Annotated in this window: 12 protein-coding genes and 1 tRNA gene; 10 read left to right on the top strand and 3 right to left on the bottom strand. The window is 43.0% G+C overall.

Annotated elements, in window-relative coordinates:
• Window positions 1-135 precede the first annotated feature (135 nt).
• Window positions 136-1119, bottom strand: a complete 984-nt coding sequence (locus F3I09_RS14005; RefSeq protein ID WP_149695646.1) for a GlxA family transcriptional regulator — start codon at window positions 1117-1119, stop codon at window positions 136-138.
• A gap of 145 nt (window positions 1120-1264) precedes the next feature.
• Here F3I09_RS14005 and F3I09_RS14000 point away from each other — a divergent pair, with 145 nt between their 5' ends.
• From F3I09_RS14000 to F3I09_RS13990, 3 genes are all read left to right on the top strand, one after another.
• On the top strand, window positions 1265-2107 hold the full coding sequence (locus F3I09_RS14000; RefSeq protein WP_149695645.1) for an alpha/beta fold hydrolase: 843 nt from the start codon (window positions 1265-1267) through the stop codon (window positions 2105-2107).
• 203 nt (window positions 2108-2310) lie between these two features.
• Window positions 2311-3318 carry a lipase family protein gene (locus F3I09_RS13995; RefSeq protein WP_149695644.1) on the top strand — a complete coding sequence of 336 codons (1008 nt, stop codon included), beginning with the start codon at window positions 2311-2313 and terminating at the stop codon, window positions 3316-3318.
• Between the two features lie 600 nt (window positions 3319-3918).
• Window positions 3919-4344 (top strand): MerC domain-containing protein, encoded by a 426-nt coding sequence (locus F3I09_RS13990; protein WP_149695643.1) that lies wholly within the window; start codon window positions 3919-3921, stop codon window positions 4342-4344.
• An 18-nt stretch (window positions 4345-4362) separates the two neighbouring features.
• Here F3I09_RS13990 and F3I09_RS13985 read toward each other — a convergent pair whose 3' ends face one another.
• Entirely contained in the window at window positions 4363-6402 is a 2040-nt protein-coding gene (locus tag F3I09_RS13985) for a gliding motility-associated C-terminal domain-containing protein (RefSeq protein WP_149695642.1), read from the bottom strand.
• 145 nt (window positions 6403-6547) lie between these two features.
• Between F3I09_RS13985 and F3I09_RS13980 the strand changes: the two genes are divergently transcribed.
• From F3I09_RS13980 to F3I09_RS13970, 3 genes are all read left to right on the top strand, one after another.
• Window positions 6548-6635: transfer RNA gene (locus F3I09_RS13980), tRNA-Ser, on the top strand.
• A 456-nt stretch (window positions 6636-7091) separates the two neighbouring features.
• Window positions 7092-7430 (top strand): PadR family transcriptional regulator, encoded by a 339-nt coding sequence (locus tag F3I09_RS13975; protein WP_149695641.1) that lies wholly within the window; start codon window positions 7092-7094, stop codon window positions 7428-7430.
• On the top strand, window positions 7427-10111 hold the full coding sequence (locus tag F3I09_RS13970) for an ABC transporter permease (protein WP_223233238.1): 2685 nt from the start codon (window positions 7427-7429) through the stop codon (window positions 10109-10111). Before F3I09_RS13975 ends, F3I09_RS13970 begins: the two co-directional genes overlap by 4 nt.
• Window positions 10112-10359: 248 nt before the next feature.
• On the opposite strand, the gene F3I09_RS13965 is transcribed toward F3I09_RS13970, so the two are convergent.
• Window positions 10360-13074: an AAA domain-containing protein gene (locus F3I09_RS13965; protein ID WP_149695640.1), complete on the bottom strand. Its 2715-nt coding sequence runs from the start codon at window positions 13072-13074 to the stop codon at window positions 10360-10362.
• Between the two features lie 603 nt (window positions 13075-13677).
• On the opposite strand from F3I09_RS13965, the gene F3I09_RS13960 reads away from it, so the two are divergent.
• The 4 genes from F3I09_RS13960 (at window position 13678) to F3I09_RS13945 (ending at window position 20577) form a co-directional block, all read left to right on the top strand.
• Complete coding sequence (locus F3I09_RS13960; RefSeq protein WP_149695639.1) at window positions 13678-14259, top strand: hypothetical protein; 582 nt, start codon at window positions 13678-13680, stop codon at window positions 14257-14259.
• 860 nt (window positions 14260-15119) lie between these two features.
• Window positions 15120-18377, top strand: coding sequence for a SusC/RagA family TonB-linked outer membrane protein (locus F3I09_RS13955; RefSeq protein ID WP_149695638.1), 3258 nt, complete (start codon window positions 15120-15122; stop codon window positions 18375-18377).
• Window positions 18378-18395: 18 nt separating this feature from the next.
• On the top strand, window positions 18396-19868 hold the full coding sequence (locus tag F3I09_RS13950; RefSeq protein ID WP_149695637.1) for a RagB/SusD family nutrient uptake outer membrane protein: 1473 nt from the start codon (window positions 18396-18398) through the stop codon (window positions 19866-19868).
• A 19-nt stretch (window positions 19869-19887) separates the two neighbouring features.
• Window positions 19888-20577, top strand: coding sequence for a hypothetical protein (locus F3I09_RS13945; protein ID WP_149695636.1), 690 nt, complete (start codon window positions 19888-19890; stop codon window positions 20575-20577).
• Window positions 20578-20579: the final 2 nt, after the last annotated feature.

The following is a 20579-nucleotide window of genomic DNA, read 5'->3' as shown; positions in this document are numbered from 1 at the left end:
GATGCATCAAATATCTTACCTCTCATGAATCTGGACAGACTGGCAGGAGCAGGTGAATTTAATCTGTCAGAAAGATCGCTGGCTGTCAATCAGGCTGCCAATATGAGCAGGTGAATGTCCTTTCCAGACCGGCCGCTAAAACGTGCTTCTGAATCTTTTCCGGTATTGGGAAGGGGTTACCTCCATGGTTCTCAGAAATACTTTTCGCATATTCTGTGCATTACCAAATCCTGTTTGTACAGCTATTTCATCCTGTGTAAGTTTCTTTTCCGTCAGACTTCTGCAGGCCTGTTCCAGCCGCAGCTTTTCTACGTATCTGGCAGGTGTGATTTTCAGTTCCTGTACAAATACCCGGGCGAAATTGCGGGGGCTCATTGCTGCCTCCTGCGCTAATCGTTCTACGGTGATCTCTTCATGCAGGTGCTTATGCAGCCAGGCCAGCGCTGCTTTCACCGGTTCATAGTCTGTTTCCTGTGCTTCCAGCATGGTACTGTATTGGGACTGGTTGCCGGGACGTTTGAGGAAAAGTACCATCTGCCGGGCAATGTCCAGGGCGAAAGATCTGCCCATATCTTCCTCTACCAGGGCCAGGGCCATGTCCATACCAGTGGTTACTCCCGCGGAGGTATAGATGTTGCCATCCTTTACGAAGACAGGGGTGTTTTCAACCTTTATTTCGGGAAACATATCCGCCAGGCGCTGACAGAGCCGCCAGTGTGTAGTAGCGCGTTTCCCGTTAAGCACTCCTGCCTGCGCCAGCATAAAAGTGCCGGAACATACCGTGCATATCCTGCGTACCTGTTTTGCCTGCAGGGCGATCCACGGAAGCAGCTCTTGATCCAATGGCCGGTCATCCGCAGGAATACCGGAAAGAATGAGTGTATCGATGGGGTAATCCACTTCTTCAAAAGTAGACTCGCACAGAATAGGTAAAAAAGAAGAAGTTACGACCTGGCGGGTCTTTCCGCCCGATATGGTATGTACGATGTAACGCGTGTCTTTTTCTTCACGTTGGGCCAGTATGGCCGCTCTGTTAAATACTTCCAGTGGTCCGGCCATGTCCATCAACGCAGAATTGGACGGCACCAGTATAACGATGTGTTTCTCTTCCTTTGACATAGTTAAGACGGTATGAGTAGTTCCTGTAATTGGCAGGAATTACCTGTTTTTTGTCTTCCTGTACAAAATGTTGTGAGACTAATTTTGTTTTATGAGACAAAGAACAATATTATTATCACTATTTATTTTTCTATTCATTAAGAACATGCAAGCACAAATGCCGGATGCAAAATTCATTCAGATCGAAAGTACAAAGCTTTGTTATTATGAGCAAGGGCAGGGGGAGGTGATACTGCTGCTGCATGGCTGGCCACAAACCTCTTATGTATGGCGTAAGGTAATTCCGGGGCTGGCGAAAACTAACAGGGTTATAGCCCTGGATCTTCCTGGTCTGGGCAACAGCGGCGCTACGGAAAGTTATGATACCAGAGCTGTTGCAGCTATCATCAGTAAATTTATCACTGCATTGAAAGTAGGGAAGGTGCACCTGGTATCGCATGATGTAGGCAGCTGGGTGGCTGTTGCATTTGCATTGCAACATGAAGATCAGCTGAATACCCTGACAGTCATCGATGCTGCTATTCCGGGGTTTATGTCTGATGAAGTGTTTAAACCGGAGAATGCAAAGAAGATATGGCAATTCTATTTCCATGCTGTGGCAGATATACCGGAGTTGCTTGTGGTAGGCAAAGAAAAAGAATATCTCAACTGGTATTTTTCCAACAAGTCATTTGTTAAATCTGCTATTAACGAAGAAGACCTGGATGTATATGTAAAAGCCTATACGGGAAAGGAGAGGCTGGGCCGTGGATTTGAGTACTACCGGGCTTTTAACGTAAGTGCACAGCATAACAGGAAAGTGCAGCGTCATTTGTCAATACCTGTCCTGGCGATAGGAGGGCAATATGCATTGGGAGAACTTATAGGCAACGCATTGAAGGCAGTAACAACGCCAAAGGTAGTGGTGATAAAAGATTGCGGTCACTATGTTCCTGAAGAGCAGCCGGAGGAAACAGTAAAGTATATAAGGACGATTATTGGCGGATGAACCATCGCTTAAATGAAGCAATGCGGGATTTGATATTGTTTGAAAAGCAGGTACTTAGTAGTACATAACGCTCAATTATTATACCGTTAACACTGCATTGTATCGGGTATTCCTGAAACGTGTTACCTTAGTATCATATAACGCCACGAACAGTCAATTACCCTTTTAGTCCCGCATTCTTCATTTTTTAAAACATCACGACGATGAGAACTATCTCTCCGACCCTTAACAGCAGCGCCCCTCAACCCGCAGGCGCCACGACTGCTGTATTACTTTGCTTTGTCAGCTACACACCTGATCCGGTTAACGACATTACGACCTACATGCCAGGATGGAAAATAGTATGGAACGGTGTTCAGACGGAGGATGGCAACTATGCATTTATCGCGGTTGACCCTACCGGGGATAACTATGCACTCGCTATCCGCGGTTCGCTTCCTCCCCAGGATATTTTTGATAATTGGGATGCATTTGCCAACTGGGTATTGGAAGATCTGGATGTGATCACCCGTGTAAAATGGCAGTATGCAACCACGGCTGATGCCAAGGTGAGTAATGGCGCGTATACTGCCTTTACAAACCTGGAGAATATGACGGATTCGTTTGGTTCTACTTTATCTGTCACAGATTACCTGACCAGCAATGTTATTGGGAACGGTAAACAGGTAACCATTACAGGACATAGTCTGGGCGGTAATATCGCGAATGTATATTCTTCTTATTTCGTAAGCACATTGACATCGGGCAATCATCCTTCCAGCGGTGTATCTCTTTATACATTTGCAGCACCTGCTCCTGGTAACGCTGATTTTGCCAATGACCTGGATGCCAAGTTACCAGCAGCATGGCACTATCAGAATGCAAATGATATAGTACCAAACTTCCCTGTAGCGGATACTATTTTCCTGACAGGATTGTTATATCTCCCAAGCCCCGCTGCTTCGGCTATTTCTATTACCTACAATGACTATACGGTTACATTAAGAGAGGGGTTCTTCCTGCTTTACGGTGTGTTCCTGTTGTATGGTTATCAGCAGCAGCAAAATAACTATACAGTATTTGGTACCAACCTATACGACGAATACCTGGATAATACTGCTGAAGATTGGTTTGGCCAGGCCGGCGCCCAACATGCGCTGGCCAATTATGCGGGCTTCCTGGGAGTTATGCTACCTGTGCTGCCCAGTCAGCCGATGGTGCAGCATGTGTAATATAGAACGCCCGAAATATATACCTGCTCATAAAAGCCCCTGTATGACTGATGTTATGCAGGCGCTTTATGATAGGATAGGCCTGCTGTATTAAGCATACGTAGCACTTTATTCATTTTCACATAATTTTTTGTTCGTCGATAAGAGGCGTTATAAGAGCCTTTCGTCATTTGCAGTAAAGCCGCTTACGTCATTCATATAGCCAGTATATGAGTTGCATATGACCAGCATTATCCTTCGTTAATCTTTCGTTCCGAACGAAGGATTAACGAAGGATAATGCAACTCATATGCAAGTTGTATACTGGCTATATGCAGCTTATGTAAACATTATGTAGGACTTAGAATATCCGGGACTATATTAGATATTTCCAGGATGTAACCAGCGTATGACACCGGGTAATACGGCTCATCCATTCGCGGGAATATCCTGGGAATCTTGCCTCAACTAAGCCTGCTAAAGAAAGCCCGGTAATTTTATCCAGTCAGTAATTATTCCTAAATACTTTTTGCATCGTTGTTTCATTTATTTACTTTTGTTCCCCGGATAGAGAAATGCGTACCCGAATACAAAGGGATTTTTGACAGAAAAGAGGAAACCATGGAGAAAACTGACAGAATTACCGGAATAAAGTCCGCTTACCAGGTGAAATGGGACGCCATAGGCATAGGAGCATCACTGGCCTGCGCTGTTCATTGTGTGTTGTTACCTGTTATTTTTACGGCCTTCAGCCTGTTTGGGGTGGAAATACTGAAGAATGTTTTCCTGGAGGTTCTGACGGTATTTGTGTCGATGACTGCCGGAGGGTGGGCTATCTGGAAAGGGTATATGCGCCTGCACAGGCAAAAGGCTGTTCTGGTATATTTTATAGCAGGGTTGTTACTGATGATAACAGGCAATTTTATAAGCTTCACCCCGCTGGAAATGGGCTTCAAGATCACCGGAGCCATACTGTTGATCACGGCACACATCAGGAACTGGAGAGGTTGCAGGGATTGCGAAACCCATGCCTCATCAATAGCATAAACTGGTACCGTACTGCTACTAACGCAGCAGTACGGTGGTTCCTTTACGAAATACTTTTTTACCGGTATCTTTTATAGTATAGCGGAGCATCCATACATAGGTGCCGACATCGGCAGGTTTACCTTTCACGTTACCATCCCATTTCTTCGTCCAGTCGGCGGTCTGGAACACCAGTTGTCCTACGCGGTTGTATACGGAAAACTCCAGGTCTATTGCCTTATAAGCACTCAACGGATAGAGATAGTCGTTCATCCCGTCATGATTAGGGGAGAAGGCGGTAGGCACATCAATATAACAGCTCGTTACGGCTTTGATGATATGGTCCACCGTATCCATGCAATGAAGGTTATCCTCCACGATCAGCCTGATCTGGTAATCCTGTTCCTTACGAGTAGGATAATATCGTTGCGGTACCGCATCCGGACCGACGCTGATAGCACCATTCCCATAATCCCACAGATAGGAGATGAGATTTCCGAAGCTTGCATTTTTAGGGGAGATGATATCCAGTGGGCAATATGGCCCCGGATCTACATTGAAGACTGCGCCCATTGTCTGTTCCAGGTTGATATCCCTTGCAACGGAATCTGTACAGGTGCCATTGGATACAAACAGGGTGACATGTTTGGGCCCGAAATTGCCATATATCTTAGTGACATTCTGCGTATAGCGGTTGTCTGTGCTGTCAAACGTCCAGTGCCAGTAATTCACGCCGTTGTCGCCGTCATGTGTCAGGCTCAGGGTGCTTACTTTACAGTTCCTGTTCAGACCATAGTCAAAATCAGCAGAAACGGTATCGACTGTATGAAAGGTAACTGTTTGTCCGATAGTTGCCGGCTGGCCACATTCTCCCAATATTGGATTGCCATCGGTGCCGGTAGTTAGTGTGATAGTATAATTCCCGTCTCTTACCAGTGGTTGAGCCAGTTGAATGATCAGGGTATCGGTCAGGTTGTTTACATTGCAATTACCGACAGCCCCCTTGATGGCTGCCAGCGGTGTTCCGCTTATCCTGAAATCGCTTCCATCGGCAGCAATAGATCCGCAACGTACCGGCACTGATAATCCGATTTTGATGAGGTCGGGGGCACAACCTACCGGCGCTGCGCTCCGCAGTTCCACTGTAGGCGGTACAGTGATATGGAAATCAGCGCTTTCCCCTTCTGCCAGTGCATTACCGCATACATCCAGGACGGTATTACCATCTGTACCATTCTTTATGGCGATGGTATAATCGCCGGGCACTAATGGTGCGCTTAACTGTACCAGCAGTGAATCACTGTCGAAGCCATTGGAACAATTTGCGCCGCTTGCTCCGGTGATAGTAGCTGTTCCTTTTGTAAAAGTGAACTCCGTTCCCTGAGAAGTTAATGTCTTACAAAGTGTTTTCTTGGTGAGTTTTATGCCGATGGTACTGTTCAGGCAATTGTAAGTAGCAGACTGAATAGCTGGTATTCCCGGACTGGTGATATCAGCCGTTCCTCCTGTGAATTCCAGGTCATATCCCGATTGTCCTTCTGATGTAAAGTGACTGAGTAACAACAGGTATTCATGGCCCAGGATCAACGTCGGCATACTACTCCACAATGGTACTCCACGCCCTCCGCATTCCTGCAGGGAAGTACCTGCGCCGGACGCGCCAGTTACGCCACCTTCACCAGACCAGTTCCGGCATACAAAGAGGCGTGGATCAGTAAATACATCATCGGGCGAATGACCTGTTACATCGAATAGCTGCCAGTCATAGTCATCCGTCAATACCTTTGGGGTGATCTTAAATCCAAGCGTTCCTGCTTTATAGCAGGTGAATTTATACCAATAAGGGTTAACGTCTGTAAGGCCGCCGTCCTGTCCATTGGGGCAAGGAGGGCCAACAACGGATCTTCCGCCGCATTTGGGCACTGACTCCTGGCTGAATACTTTGGTGCCACAAACGGGAAATGCAGTGGAAGGGTTCTGACCGATCGCTGTGCACGTCGTTTGCTGCGCCTGAATAGTATCAATGTGTATAAACATCAGGCAAAGGAGCGGGTACAGGAAAATGAATTTTGATCGCATGTTTGTTCCGTACTGGGTATCAGTAATACCTAAAAATAGTTTTTTTTTACGAGCAAACCCAACAACACAAAGGATTTTACCAGAATGATATGCAATATGGAAAAGTTTTTTTTTGAAAATTAAATCAGTTTTATACTTTTGCACCGGAGAAATGGCAGAGCGGTCGATTGCGGCAGTCTTGAAAACTGTTGACTGTAACAGGTCCGGGGGTTCGAATCCCTCTTTCTCCGCCAAGAAAATCTAAGCGACAGCGAAAAGTTTTTGAGTCTTCAGATGATGTCTGAAGGCTTTTTTGTTTGTGTCAGTCTCTGATCAAATGATTTTGACTGTAACAGGTCCGGGGGTTCGAATCCCTCTTTCTCGCAGATGCAAATTGGAATAATTAAGTATGATTATGCCTGATTATTCCCATTTTTTATAAGCCAGATCAATATTCTTCTTCGAATACATCCTTCTATCTATTCTATATTTCAGTTCTCCTCTGAACATACTCCAACTAATCTGCCTGATGCGGGGATAGGCAATTGTATCTCGCCTTACAATGTCCGGCGCCGGACAAGAAATGGCCATTTGCGGACAGTTACAAGCTCGTTACTACACATAAACAGGCCGTTTCTATTGGGAAACAGCCTGTTTGCTGAGTTGGCACCGCCTTTGTTCGATAAAATAGAAGCTAATAACCTGAACATATGCGTAGAACATATTTGGGTGAATTTGAAGAAATAATTTTACTGATGGTCGCCATCCTGAACGGAGAAGGGTATGGTGTGACGATAAGTGAGGCACTGGAAGAGCATACAGGACGTATCGTCACGTTCGGCACGGTACATAATACGCTGATCCGTCTGGAAGAGAAAGGGTTTGTGACATCTGAACTGGGTGGGTCCACGGCCGAACGCGGGGGACGACGTAAACGACTGTTCCAGATTACTGCCTTGGGAAATCGGGCGCTTCAGGAAATCCAACAGCTACGCCAAAATCTCTGGTTGCTATTACCGCCTGACATGCTTCAACCTGGTAACGCATGAAAGACCCTGTTCAACCACCCCGCTGGGCCCGATGGCTACTTAGTAGACTACATCCTGACAATACGCTGGAGGAAGTAACAGGTGATCTGGATGAGTTATATAGGTACCGGTATAAGCGTTCCGGTAAAACTCGGGCCACACTGCATTATCTGTTGAATGTAGTGTCGGTGGTACCGCCATTTGTACGCAGAAGGAACACGGATAAACAATATTATCAACAACCGGATTACCGGGCCACTTTCAGCTTAAAATCCACCATGATCCAGAATTATCTGAAAATCGCATTCCGGAGTTTGAAACGACAAAAAGTTTCAACCAGCATTAATATAATTGGTTTAGCTATCGGATTGGCTACCTGCATACTGATCATGCTTTATATTCAGGATGAATTATCCTATGATCGCTATCATGAGAAGGCAGATCGGATTTTCCGGGTCGGACTCATGGCGCGGTTAGACGGTGAGGACGTTGGTGGTCCCATGTTAGGCCCGAATGCGGCCCGCGACTTACAACAGGAAATTCCGGAAATATTAAAAGCAACGCGCATTCTGAAGGGAGGAGAGTTTGTCAGCAATGGGACCAGTTCTTTTAAAGAAGATAATCTGCTATATACCGACTCAACCTTTTGCGAGGTGTTCACCATTCCATTTCTGAAAGGAGATCCCAAGCGGGCACTGACAGAGCCAAACGCGGTAGTATTGACAGAAGAAACTGCACGGAAATACTTTGGCAATCAGGACCCGGTTGGGAAAGTCTTATTATTCAGCCGTGAAAAGATACCTCATCGAATTACAGGTGTGGTCAGAAATGTCCCCACGAACGCTCATTTTCGGTTTGATATGCTGGTTTCCTCACCTGATGATGACGAGCAGCATATAGGATGGATGTATCGCATAAACTATTACACCTACGTGGTGCTGCCTGAGAAATACAATTATAAAAAGTTGGAGGCTAAAGTTGCGCAGCTTGCTGAAAGGCAAATTGGAGCTGAATTGCAGGAATTCCTACACCTTAGCCCAAAACAGTTTCGTGAGAAGGGCAATGATTTTGGCATTTTTCTTCAGCCACTCACTAAGATTCATTTATATTCTACATTCGGCGGAAATGAGTTAACCCCAGGAGGAAATATTCTATACGTATACGTAATTATCGCCATTGCGGCCTTTATGTTGCTGATAGCCTGCGTGAATTTCATGAACCTGTCAACGGCCACGGCAGTACGTCGTTCACGCGAGATAGGAGTACGTAAAGTATTGGGTTCGGTAAAAAGACAATTGCAACAACAATTTTTGATTGAATCAGTTTTGCTGGCTGTTGCCGCACTAATAGTCGCATTGTTGATTGTATGCCTGTCTTTGCCTTACTTTAATCAGTTGACAGGCAAGACACTTACGTTGAGTTTACTGACAAATGCATTCGTAGCCACTGGTTTAATAGTGGGGACGGTGTTGGTCGGCCTGTTGGCAGGTAGCTATCCGGCTTTTTACTTGTCTTCGTTTGAGCCGGTCGTGGTATTGAAAGGGCGGATTACTGCCGGACGCGGAAGTTTTAACCTGCGAAGCGGTTTGGTCGCCTTTCAATTCTTCATCACCATTTCGATGATTATTGCCACCGTTACCGCAGATCGACAACTACGTTACATGCAAGCGCAGAAAATTGGTTTCAATCGTGAACAGGTGCTTATCATTCATGATACGCAAATGCTTCACAATAACGAAACCCTATTTCGGGATAAGATCGTCCAATCTCCGCTGGTAATCACGGGAAGTATTTCAGGGCAGGTACCCATTGGAAATTCGGCCCTCGACAATACGCCTGTGATGTCCAGAGAAAATCCTGATAAAGCTGTAATGAGTCGATTCTACAAAGTAGATGATGAGTATATTCCTACACTAGGGATGCATATGATCGAGGGACGCAATTTTTCTAAAAATTTATCCACCGATTCCTCGGCTGTGATTCTGAATGAAACGGCTGTCAGGGCCTTAGGCTGGCAGCAAAATCCGATCGGCAAAGAACTGATTGGACATATTGACGATAATGGTGTAAAAACATATTACCGGGTCATTGGAGTTGTAAGCGACTTCCATTTCGAATCCCTGCGGCAGAAAATTGGGCCTTTAGTCATGTTCCTCGGTGGGAATTCAGGAAACATTCTAGTCAAAACGCGTCCTGGTGAACTTCCACAGCTTCTCGCATCGCTGAAAGAACAGTGGGAATCATTTTCTCCCGCTGCTCCTTTTTCCTATTCGTTTTTAGATGATCGGTTTAAGCAGGTTTATCTCGGAGAACAGAAAATAGAACAGGTATTAACGCTCTTCTCTGGCCTGACTATCTTTATTGCCTGCTTAGGGTTATTCGGATTGGCGACCTACACTGCCGAACAGCGGACAAAAGAAATTGGCGTTCGGAAAGTGTTAGGCGCATCTGTCGGCAGTGTCGTGGCACTGCTTTCCCAGGATTTTCTCAAACCTATTGTGATAGCGTTAGTACTGGCTTCCCCTGTGGCTTGGTGGGGTATGGATCAATGGTTGAAGGAATTTGCCTATAAGGTTACGATTGACTGGTGGTTTTTTGCGCTGGCAGGATTACTGGCGATCGGGATTGCCTTATTGACCGTGAGTTATCAGAGTATCAAAGCAGCGCTGACAAATCCGATAAAAAGCCTACGTAATGAATAGTACATTCAGTTGGTTAATTCATTTCTGAAGTAAATTTTCGCCTAATAAAACTTGAATTTCAGACAAGTAATCTATAAAATGGTTCGAACTTTGTCCCCGGCAGCCCGCAGAAAATTGAAGCCTTCAGATTATGTCTGAAGGCTTTTTGTTGTATACTGGTATAAGCTATTAGGCAGCCATGCTTAGTCTCAAATTAAATGGTTTTGACCGTCAAAGAGGTCCGGGGAATTGCCCTACTTACATCTTTATCATCGTCCAATATTTTCTCTCCTATACTCATCTACGGGCAATATCTCCGCCAAATAACTAAAATACGGCTGTAGCTTCCATAGTTCCCTATTACCAATAATGTACATATATTTCTTAGCACGGGTCACCGCTACATTTAACATATTGGGAGCTTGCGCTACCCACTCTCTTGCTCGAGACACATTAGGGTCACTCCCCAGAATTATAAAAACAATATCAGCTTCTTTTCCCTGAAACCTATGAATTGTTCCGCATTCAACATCATCGAAAATATGCTGACATTCCGATGCAACTGATTTAAAAGGAGAGATGATATAAATAGTACCCATTTCGCCATTTTCGTGGAGGATGTTCATTTTTTCCCTCAGCGCTTCTATTTCATCAGTAATGATGTGTCCACGATTGCGATTGCTTTTAACATCTATCCAGGTACTTTTTCCAATAGAAATATTTAACGGTCCATCTTTGGTTATTTTCACCATCTGGCCATCATAAGCTATCGTATTTGAAATCGTAAACATAGGGTCAGCACATCTTCGATGCGCCCTCAAAGGGAAACCGGTCCATATCTTTTCATTTTTGCCAAGTACATAAGTTCCAAAAGCTGTAGTTCTATCAGCTAATAGTTGGGCTGAGGAGTATAGAGGAGACCAGTATGGAACAAGTATATCATAATTTTTCTGCAAAACTTTTCCAAGCAATTCAGACACTGTCACCACAGGCATTACCTGCAAAGTATCTCCAATCACGATACAACGTTGAGAACGCCAGATGGCACCACAGGCAGATTGTGGTGTGGCCTGTCCTGCTTCATCTAACAATAGCCAGCCTATATCAGCTTGTCCTAATTTCTTAAGGAAACGTTCGATAGATGCCAAGGCTGAAGAAACAACCGGTATACAAAAGAAGAAAGTATCCCATAATATCTTAGCAGCAGCATCGTTGATTAATCCGGTATTCTTTCCTGCCAGCATGTTGAGGAACATCTCAATATTCGCTTTAAAATGCCGCGCATTTATCTTTATTACATGCTCTATTAATTCCAGACTCTTTAGAAAGATATTACTCCTTAAGGTGTTTATAGTAACCGATGAATAAGGTAACATCCGATGAATATCTGCCATCTTCATTTGAGAGACATTTTGATCTATGATATTTTCTGGAAGTATTTTATAAGTATGAATCAACTGATTTTTAAGATTTAGCAAAGTATCATTATCTAGTCGCTTATAATCTTTTGGAAAATACATTGCCAGAACCCCTTCATGATAAGTAGCAGAAATTTTCTGAAATGTCTTAAATTCACTTAGTAATGCTTTCAATTCAGTCGCAACTCTATGAAATTCTTCTTTATAGTGCGTTTCTGCATATTCATTATCAAGGCTATTCAACAAATTCCCAAAGTTACCTGTAGTTAACAGGTTATACCTAAATTTTTTACAATTCGTACTGTTACCCAATACAGCACTTAAAATCGCCCAAGTTGGTTCTTTCTCGCCCATCTTCCGAGCCGTCTCTGTGAAATAGCTTGCTTGAGGAAACGATTTTACATCAATACTTTTCATCTGGGGAAGTTCTTTCGAAATGTTTTCCACAGCTGTATTATTATTACTTGAAATGAGTATACCATCGTTAGCAAAAACACCGGACATAATATTATAGTAATAGCTATCCCCTACAAATATCCGTTTCTTACTAAACAATTTGTTGACACCAGCATCTAAAAGCCGTTCCGCCCTTTTTAGTATAACGTCGGCAACTACTTCCCTTAATAAAGTGGTTTTTCCTGTACCAGGAGGGCCATTAACACCTAGTAACCCAGATTCATTGTGTAATTTATTTAAAGACATGTATACGGCTGCCTGTTGTGCACTATGTAATCCATGCGCAGGATTTGAAGGCCAGCGAGCAGCAGATTGATATTGGGGATGTATGCATTGGATAATGATACCGTTCTCTTGCATATCATAGCGATCCTCAATACATATTTTCTCCTGCAAGTATGCAGTCAATGGTTGACCAATATCTTTTTTACTATGCAATAAGTCGATAAGATTGCTCAAGTCGGCTGTATAAAAGCTATTTAAAAAAGGAGCTTCAGGTTCGGTAGTAGCATGTATTAACTCAGAAACACATAGTATATCAATTTTTTCTCTAAAGACCGATGTAATTTTTCTGAGATCAGTTATTTCATTCTCAATCTGTATCCAGGTAAGAGGTATTGTATTCTCCTCATCATCTTCCTCTACCTCTTCAATGTCAAACCGGCCCGGAAGCCCAGCATATGCAAGGTCCAAATCTTCTTTCACTTTGTCTAATGATGTGCCTGCAATAAGTACTTCTACAGCATAAGAAAAAGCGGCTCGTGTATATGTTTTATAGTATATACATCCGTTCTCATCTACGACAATAGCAGATAACCAGGTACTACCTAAAAGAGGTTCTATCTGTTCTTCATCATCAGTAACTGCCGTTCTGATTACGTCAAGCACTCGTTGTTTCAGCATACAACCGAAGTAGATAGTGTGTTTCCATTTTCTATCGGGCACACTAACGAAGGAAGGGGTTTCCCATGGAAATAAATCAGTTGAACGAAGCTGGGTAAATTTCCGCGTGTCCCTTATTTTCTGCTCAGGTAGATCAGGTAGATTAAAGGCTTCAATGGCTCTCCAAAATTTCAATACGTTTAAGCTATGGGCATTTTTGTTATTCATTGATTACATTGTGGTTAACTGTCAAAAGATATGATACTAATATAAGAAAATATTAAACCCAATGATCATGAAAAATATCTGTGAAGCATATACTAATTAGTGGGGCAAATTTTGACAATACATTTGAATTAGTATAGCACTATATCTATGAAGAGGAAAAGGCTAACCATAATTTATATATATATAAATAACTTCAAATTTGAAATAAAATAATCAATAGCCGATTCGTTCAAAATCAATTAACGTCGTTATACAAACTACTCTACAGAGAGTCTCTGAAAAGAAACTAATGTTTATTATGTAAAGGAAAACAAGCTCCCACATATATCATTTTATTATCGATAGATATCCTACCAATAAATTCACTAATAAAACCCTGAATTGCAGACAAATTATCTTCAAACAGGTTCGAACTTCGTCCCCGGTAGCCCGCCAGGAAAATCTAAGCGACAGCGAAAAGTTTTTGAGTCTTCAGATGATGTCTGAAGGCTTTTTTGTTGTTGCAGTCTCTGATCAAATGATTTTCACTGTAACAGGGGATACCCAATCGGTGACTTGGATGTGGAAGATACCCATTATCCCATCAGGCAATAAACATGTCAGATGAGTCTTTCCATTCTAACTTTCAAGGTATATTTCCTATCTTCATATTATACAAGTAAACTCATGCACCTTAAACGCTATGTAGGCAAGTTTTTAACGTTCCAGTTTCAGGGCCGGAAGGACAATATTTCGGGCGTTGTCCTGAAGTATAATGACGATTATACACTCATTCGGACATGTATTGATTACCGATTGGATGGTTATACGATATTCAAAAATGAAAAGGTAGAGTTCATACAAGGAGACTTTGAAAAGAGAGCTGCACGTATTTTGAAGCTAAAAAAATACCTGCCGGGAGAAGAACCTATCATTCCTATTGACACGCTTGAAAACATTCTGGCGTATGTTAGTCTGCAATATCGATTGATTCAGTTAGATACCCGCAAAGGAGACGCATTTGATGTTGTGGACTTTAGAGGGAGAGTGGGTAAACTTTATCACTTTGAAGAATTAACTACCAATGCGAAATGGCGTTACAAATTGCAACTACCGGAACGAGAATGCCGGTTTATCCATTTTGACAATGATTATTTAAATTCGCTGAAGTTGATAACCAAATTTAAAGGAGGAACAAGCATTTAAATGATTAGCCTTGTAGATTCGTGAAAATGTTTATTTTCTTTGCAACAGCATTGAAAGCTTCCTTCAGTATTGCTGATTAAAGGCATATAGATCACACGCTTTTTTGTTCTATTTCGTTGTATTTTTTCTGTTAATCAAGCCGTCAATGTAATTCAACAAAACGCATTAAGCAGGACGTGGACTCGCACCCAATAGCCAATATACATACCTGATACACAACAAAAAGAGGCCATAAGCCTCTTTTTTACTTCCACTTACGCAGTCTAATAACTTGCAGGAATCGGGGCAGCAGATTTGCCCGCCACCCCAATGTTTATTAGAATCCGATGCTGGTAGCGGGAACAATAAGCGGATATCGGTATCTACCTGTACTGATACATCAGATTTAATACTTATAAATGCACTATTCCGGATACTCTTTGAACCCTCTTTCCCGGCGTGCATTCTGTAAAGGAATCAACAATTCTATCAACTATCCTTTGCACTGGAGTCTCAGGAGCAGTTTAAATTTCATTTAAGATTGTTTACATTCTGTTTAGTATTTATTGACAATTTATTTACTTATTACATATTATCTTGTCATCAGTTTACTAGTTCGTATCAACCAAAAGGAAGTCTGCTAAAAACAGATAGTCGCGCAACATAAAGATGGGGATTAATTTGCACTGTAGAGCAACATACAGTTATGTGGTTCTATGTACTTTTTTTAACAATCGTTCATGCCAATTATTATTATCAATCAAAAATATCTGACATCACAATACCGGGGAAAGTATTAATCAAGCCCGTATTAAATCTGTTTGCCTGTAGGGCATAATCAACCAATTTCGTAATAATCCGCAAGCATTAAAATTTACTTCATGACTGTTAATTTGACAAAATACAGCTATGCCTGTAGTGTTATGTTATTAACGCTCGTCTTCACCCTTATGTCTATATTTGCCAGCGCACAAGGCACAACGGACGCGCGTGTAAATATTTCCGGTACTATTAAGGATGGAGGAGATGGAGCTTTCGTTCCCGGCGTATCCATTAGTATCTCCGAATCTAAAGCAGGTACGGTTTCAAATGTAGATGGAGGTTTTACTATTAAAGCCAACGTAGGTAGTACTTTAACGTTTTCAATTGTAGGTTATCTGCCATTTACTTATAAAGTAAAAGGCCCGGAAGCCAACGTGGCTATTGTACTGAGGCGCGATAAGACAGACCTTAAGGATGTAGTGGTCATTGGTTACCAGGAGGCGTCCCGTAAAAGTGTAACGGCTTCTGTTACCTCTGTAAATCCAAAAAACTTATTGGATGTTCCCACACCCTCACTGGACGCGCTTTTACAAGGTCGCGCTCCTGGTCTGGATGTTCAGAATTTCTCCGGTGAACCCGGTGTCAGAAGTAACGTGGTGATGCGTGGTAACACAGCGGTGAGCAGAAATATCAACAGTGACTTCACCACTGCCCAGGGTAAAGCAAGTCTTGCCCGTGCATTGAGTGGCCCCTTATATGTGATTGATGGAGTGCCACAGAGCACGGAAGATATCGCTGCTATCAATTATGGTAGCGGTACCAATACGGACGCATTGGCAGGTATTGCGGTAAATGATATCCAGAGTATTGACATCTTAAAAGATGCCTCTGCCGCTGCCATTTACGGTTCAAGAGGTGCTGGTGGTGTGATCATCATCACTACCAAGCGTGGTATTACCGGTAAACCCAGAATTGATTTCTCCGCCTATCATGGTATCACGGATATGCCTAGTCTCGATAAAGTAGTGATTGGAGCTGAAGAACGCAGAGGAAAGATGGCGTTGATCCAGCATTATGGGCAATATTTGAACCTGCAGAACATTCCACAGATCCTGACTGATAGTCTGAACCCTGCATTCAACAACGCAAATGATTATCAGGGTCAGCTCTATCAAACGGGTCAGGTTGGTAACTATGATCTCTCTGTAAGCGGAGGTAGTAACCTTATCAACTACAGGTACTCCCTTAATTATTATGATGAAGAGGGTATTATCAAGAAATCCGGTTTTCAGAGATATAGTTTCAGCAGCAGTACAGGTCTGAATTTATCTCCCAAATTGAATATCAACACCATTATCCGTTATGCCAGGTCGGACAGACCAAGATCGATCAATGATCTGTCGGGTGGTTATGGTCCTTTTAATGGCGGTTATTATGCTTCCAGTCCATTACCATCATCAACATTATATTTATCTCCTGCAAATGCGGCTTTCATTTTTGGTAATACCACCAATCAGACAGACCGTAACTCAGATGATAATATGTCTATCAGTCCTGTAATTGACTGGAAGATCTCCAAGAAGTTCAGCTTTAACACGGTAATATCTTACTCGGCACATACGGCACGTTCGGATTCGTACACCCCGGGCGCGGTGAGAAGAGATGGAACGGGTGCAGCATCCAGCTTCGTTGAAAACAGGAACAACTACCTGATGAGTAATGCCCTGCAATACACGACCGGATTTGGTAAGAGCCATACCCTGAACCTGTTGCTGGGTCAGAATACTGAATACATGGAGTACAGGGCTACGATATCAAGGGCGGTAGGTATTCCAAATGACCAGATCCGGACTGTTACGGTACTGGATAAGAATCTGGCTGAAACCAGTACTGACCTTTTACAGAGTGGTATTCAGACGGGTTTCCTGCGTGTGAACTATAGCTTTAATGGACGTTATTTATTATCTGCCGTAATGAACGCGGATGCCTCTTCCCGTTTTGGTAAAAACAACCGTTGGGGTTACTTCCCATCGGTGTCTGCAGGCTGGGTAGTCAGTGATGAGCCATGGTTGAAAAGCAAGAGCAACTGGCTTACTTTATTGAAACTGCGTGCAAGTTATGGTGAAACCGGCCGTCAGCCGGATGGTGGCGATAACTACCTGTCTTATAACACCTACAACATTGGTGCGGGTGCTTTTCCAGGTAGTACCAACCCTTCTACGGGAGCCAACCAGTCATTAACTTATAATGGTGTTCCTGCTATCTCCCTCAACTTTGATAAAGGTCTTTCCAACCCAAATCTTAGCTGGGAAAAAACAAGCCAGTCTAACCTGGGTCTGGATATCACTTTATTGAACGGGCGCTTTAGCGTAGTAACGGATGCTTATGTGAAAACCACCCATGGAGGGATCTTTACACTCGCGGTTCCCATTACCACTGGTTATTCTACTAACACAGCCAATGCTATTGGTGTCAGGAATACAGGGGTGGAAATGCAGTTCATTGCCAACATCTTTGCACCTGCCAAACCATTCCAGTGGCAGTTCCTGTTAAACATCGCACATAACGATAACATCATCACCTCATTACCAAATGGTGGTCGTGATATCTATCTCGATAAATACTTATTGAGACAAGGTCAGCCTATTAACACTTACAATACTTTCAAAGCAACCGGCATTTACAAAACCGATGCTGATGTACCTGTGAATCCTGTAACGGGGGCGGTACTTAACTTCTATGGTTATCCTTTCAGAGGTGGTGACCCGATCTGGCAGGATTCTAACGGGGATGGTGTACTGGATGCAACGGACTATGTACCTACCGGTAATCCAAATCCTAAATTGACAGGCGGTTTCAGTAACACATTCAATTATAAAAGATTTACGCTGGACATCTTCTGTACGTTCACTGCCGGCCGTCGGATCTACAATGATTACTTAGCGGGAAGATTGTCCCAGCTGGTGCCTACAGATGACGGCGATTCAAATCCCCTGCACTCTATCAGTACACACTCTCTACCTGACCTGAGTGGTATCAATTACTGGTATAATCCAGGTGATAATGCACAGTATCCTTCTTTGAGTTCTGTAACGGGCACCCGTTATAAATATGCACTGGTGAGTTCACAGTGGGTAGAAAGCGGCGCTTACCTGCGTATTAAGAAAGTATCGCTGGGTTATAGTTTAAATCCTGCATTACTGGAAAGAGTTCATCTGAAGCGTGTACGCATCTATGGTCTGGTAGATAACCTGAAGATTTTCCAGAAATCAAAGAACGTACCTGATGCAGAACAAGTGGATGTTTTTGGTGTATATAGTGGCAGTGGTTATCCGCTTCCTAAGAAATTCACGTTTGGATTGGATGTCAGCCTATAACTTTTTAAAAACAGGATCATGAACAAACGACTCTTACATACAATTTATACCGTCTTACTACTGGCTCCCATCATGATAGTATCATCATGCAGCAAAATACTGGACCTGGAGCCTCATAATTCTACATTCACAGAAGCATATTTCACCAATGAATCAGATGCGAATACCGCCATCGCCGGTGCCTATGCGCTATTGAGGAATATTCTTATCACAGATAATACATGGCATGTGTATGGCGACGTTCCTGCCAGCGAATTTCTGATCAATGGTAACTACGACTCAGGCAACAGCAACGTGGCATTAGGTCTCTTTACTGGTTTGAACGTAAATGGCGGCAGCTACTGGAACTGGCAGAAATATTATAAACTGCTTCAGCAGGTAAACCTGGTCATTGCTAAAGTACCGGGGATCGACTCCACAAAATTTGTTGATCCGGCCACTAAGTCTCATATCATCGGCGAAGCATACTTCCTGCGTGCTTTCACTTATTTCTTTATGAGCAGGGTATGGGGTGGTGTGCCTCTGAAACTTACACCCGACTATGATGCCAATGCTGCTTTAAACATTCCAAGAAGTACCGCTGATGCAGTACTTGCTCAGTGCCTGGCTGATGTGAGCATTGCTGAAAAAGATATGGCCTTTGGTTACAGTGATGAAGGACAGCGTGCAGTAAGAGCGAACAAAGGAAGTGCCTATGCGCTGGAAGCACATATCAGGGCATGGAAAGGCGATTATGCTGGTTGTGAAGCAGCCGCCAATACCGTGATCACCCAGGGTGGCTACCAATTGGTAGACTCTGCAAATTACGAATCCGTATTCATCGGTAAATCAGCGGAAGGCATCTTCGAGATCAATATCAATGGTGGACAGAACGAAGGTATCGCTATCAATGGTGGTGGTGACGGTTCTGCTTTTACCCTGATGCAACCTTTTATTTATGGTAAAAGTAAGCTGGAGTGGCCGGTAAGCACTATCTATGTAAACAATCTTTATAAAACAGATAGTGCTACAGATATCCGTTACAGAAGATTTTTCTATCAGCCACAGTCGTCCACCGGACAGGTTATTAAGTATGCTAATATCACCTATGCAGATGGTTCTACAAAAGGAGATCCGAGATTAAATAATAACCTCAATATATTCAGACTCGCTGACATCATTCTTTTAAGAGCAGAAGCACTGAATAAGTTAGGCCGTGACAACGACGCAGTCATATTATTAAATCAGGTACGTGGAAGAGCGGGTGTTCCGGATTACAATGGCGCTGGTGAAGCGCTGGCTACCGAAATACTGGAAGAACGCCTGAGAGAATTATTCTTTGAAGGACACTCTTATTTCGATCTTGTAAGAAATAATAAACTGACGCTGTATAATGAGTCTTTCAACCAGGATCAGTATAATAAAGGGGGATGGTTATGGCCAATCGACCCTGCCATGTTCAAAGACGACTACACACTTGCTCAGACACCTTACTGGCAGGGTAAACTCTAATCAAACTTAAACCAGCTGTATGAAAAAGATATTTTCCGGAACGCTCATATTAATGACGATAGTTTTCTTCTCCTGTAAGAAAGAGTATACGATCGGCGGTAGTATTACAGATCCACATGTGAACATGACGACTTACGATTATTTAAAAACAAATCCCTTATTTGATACACTGTTATTGTTAATTGACAGAACAGGGCTGAAAGAGGAAGTGAATGCATCAGGAACTTTTTTTGCTGTCCCTGATTATTCTATCAATAATTATGTAACAAAAAAGCGGGAAGATCTGAGGGTTAAAATGAACGATGAAAACCTCGTGTATACCTTCGATTCCATTGATTATGCGGTGATGAAAGATTCCCTGAGAGCTTATCTCTTTAAAGATCAGATCACAAGAGATAACACTACGGAAATTGGCCGTTTCTTTAAAGCAAATGATGGGGAACTGCGTCTGGTGCAACTGATCCCTACCACTGATTATACAGATGGTACGGTTTTCTCCACCAAACCAAAATATATTTACCTGACCAAATTAATCCCTACTGAGAATGGTTATCCTGTACCAACTGATTCTACCGGTCTGGCCGGACTGAAGGACGGACAGAAATTGCAAACACTTTGTCAGACAACTGGTATTCTTACCACAACGGGTGTATTGCATGTGTTGAATAATAATCACACATTCACTTATTTCCAGGATTTAAACAATTAATC

The organism is Chitinophaga sp. CF418 (assembly GCF_900142925.1).
Classification (GTDB): domain Bacteria; phylum Bacteroidota; class Bacteroidia; order Chitinophagales; family Chitinophagaceae; genus Chitinophaga.
This window is presented reverse-complemented; position numbering and strand designations above follow the sequence as displayed.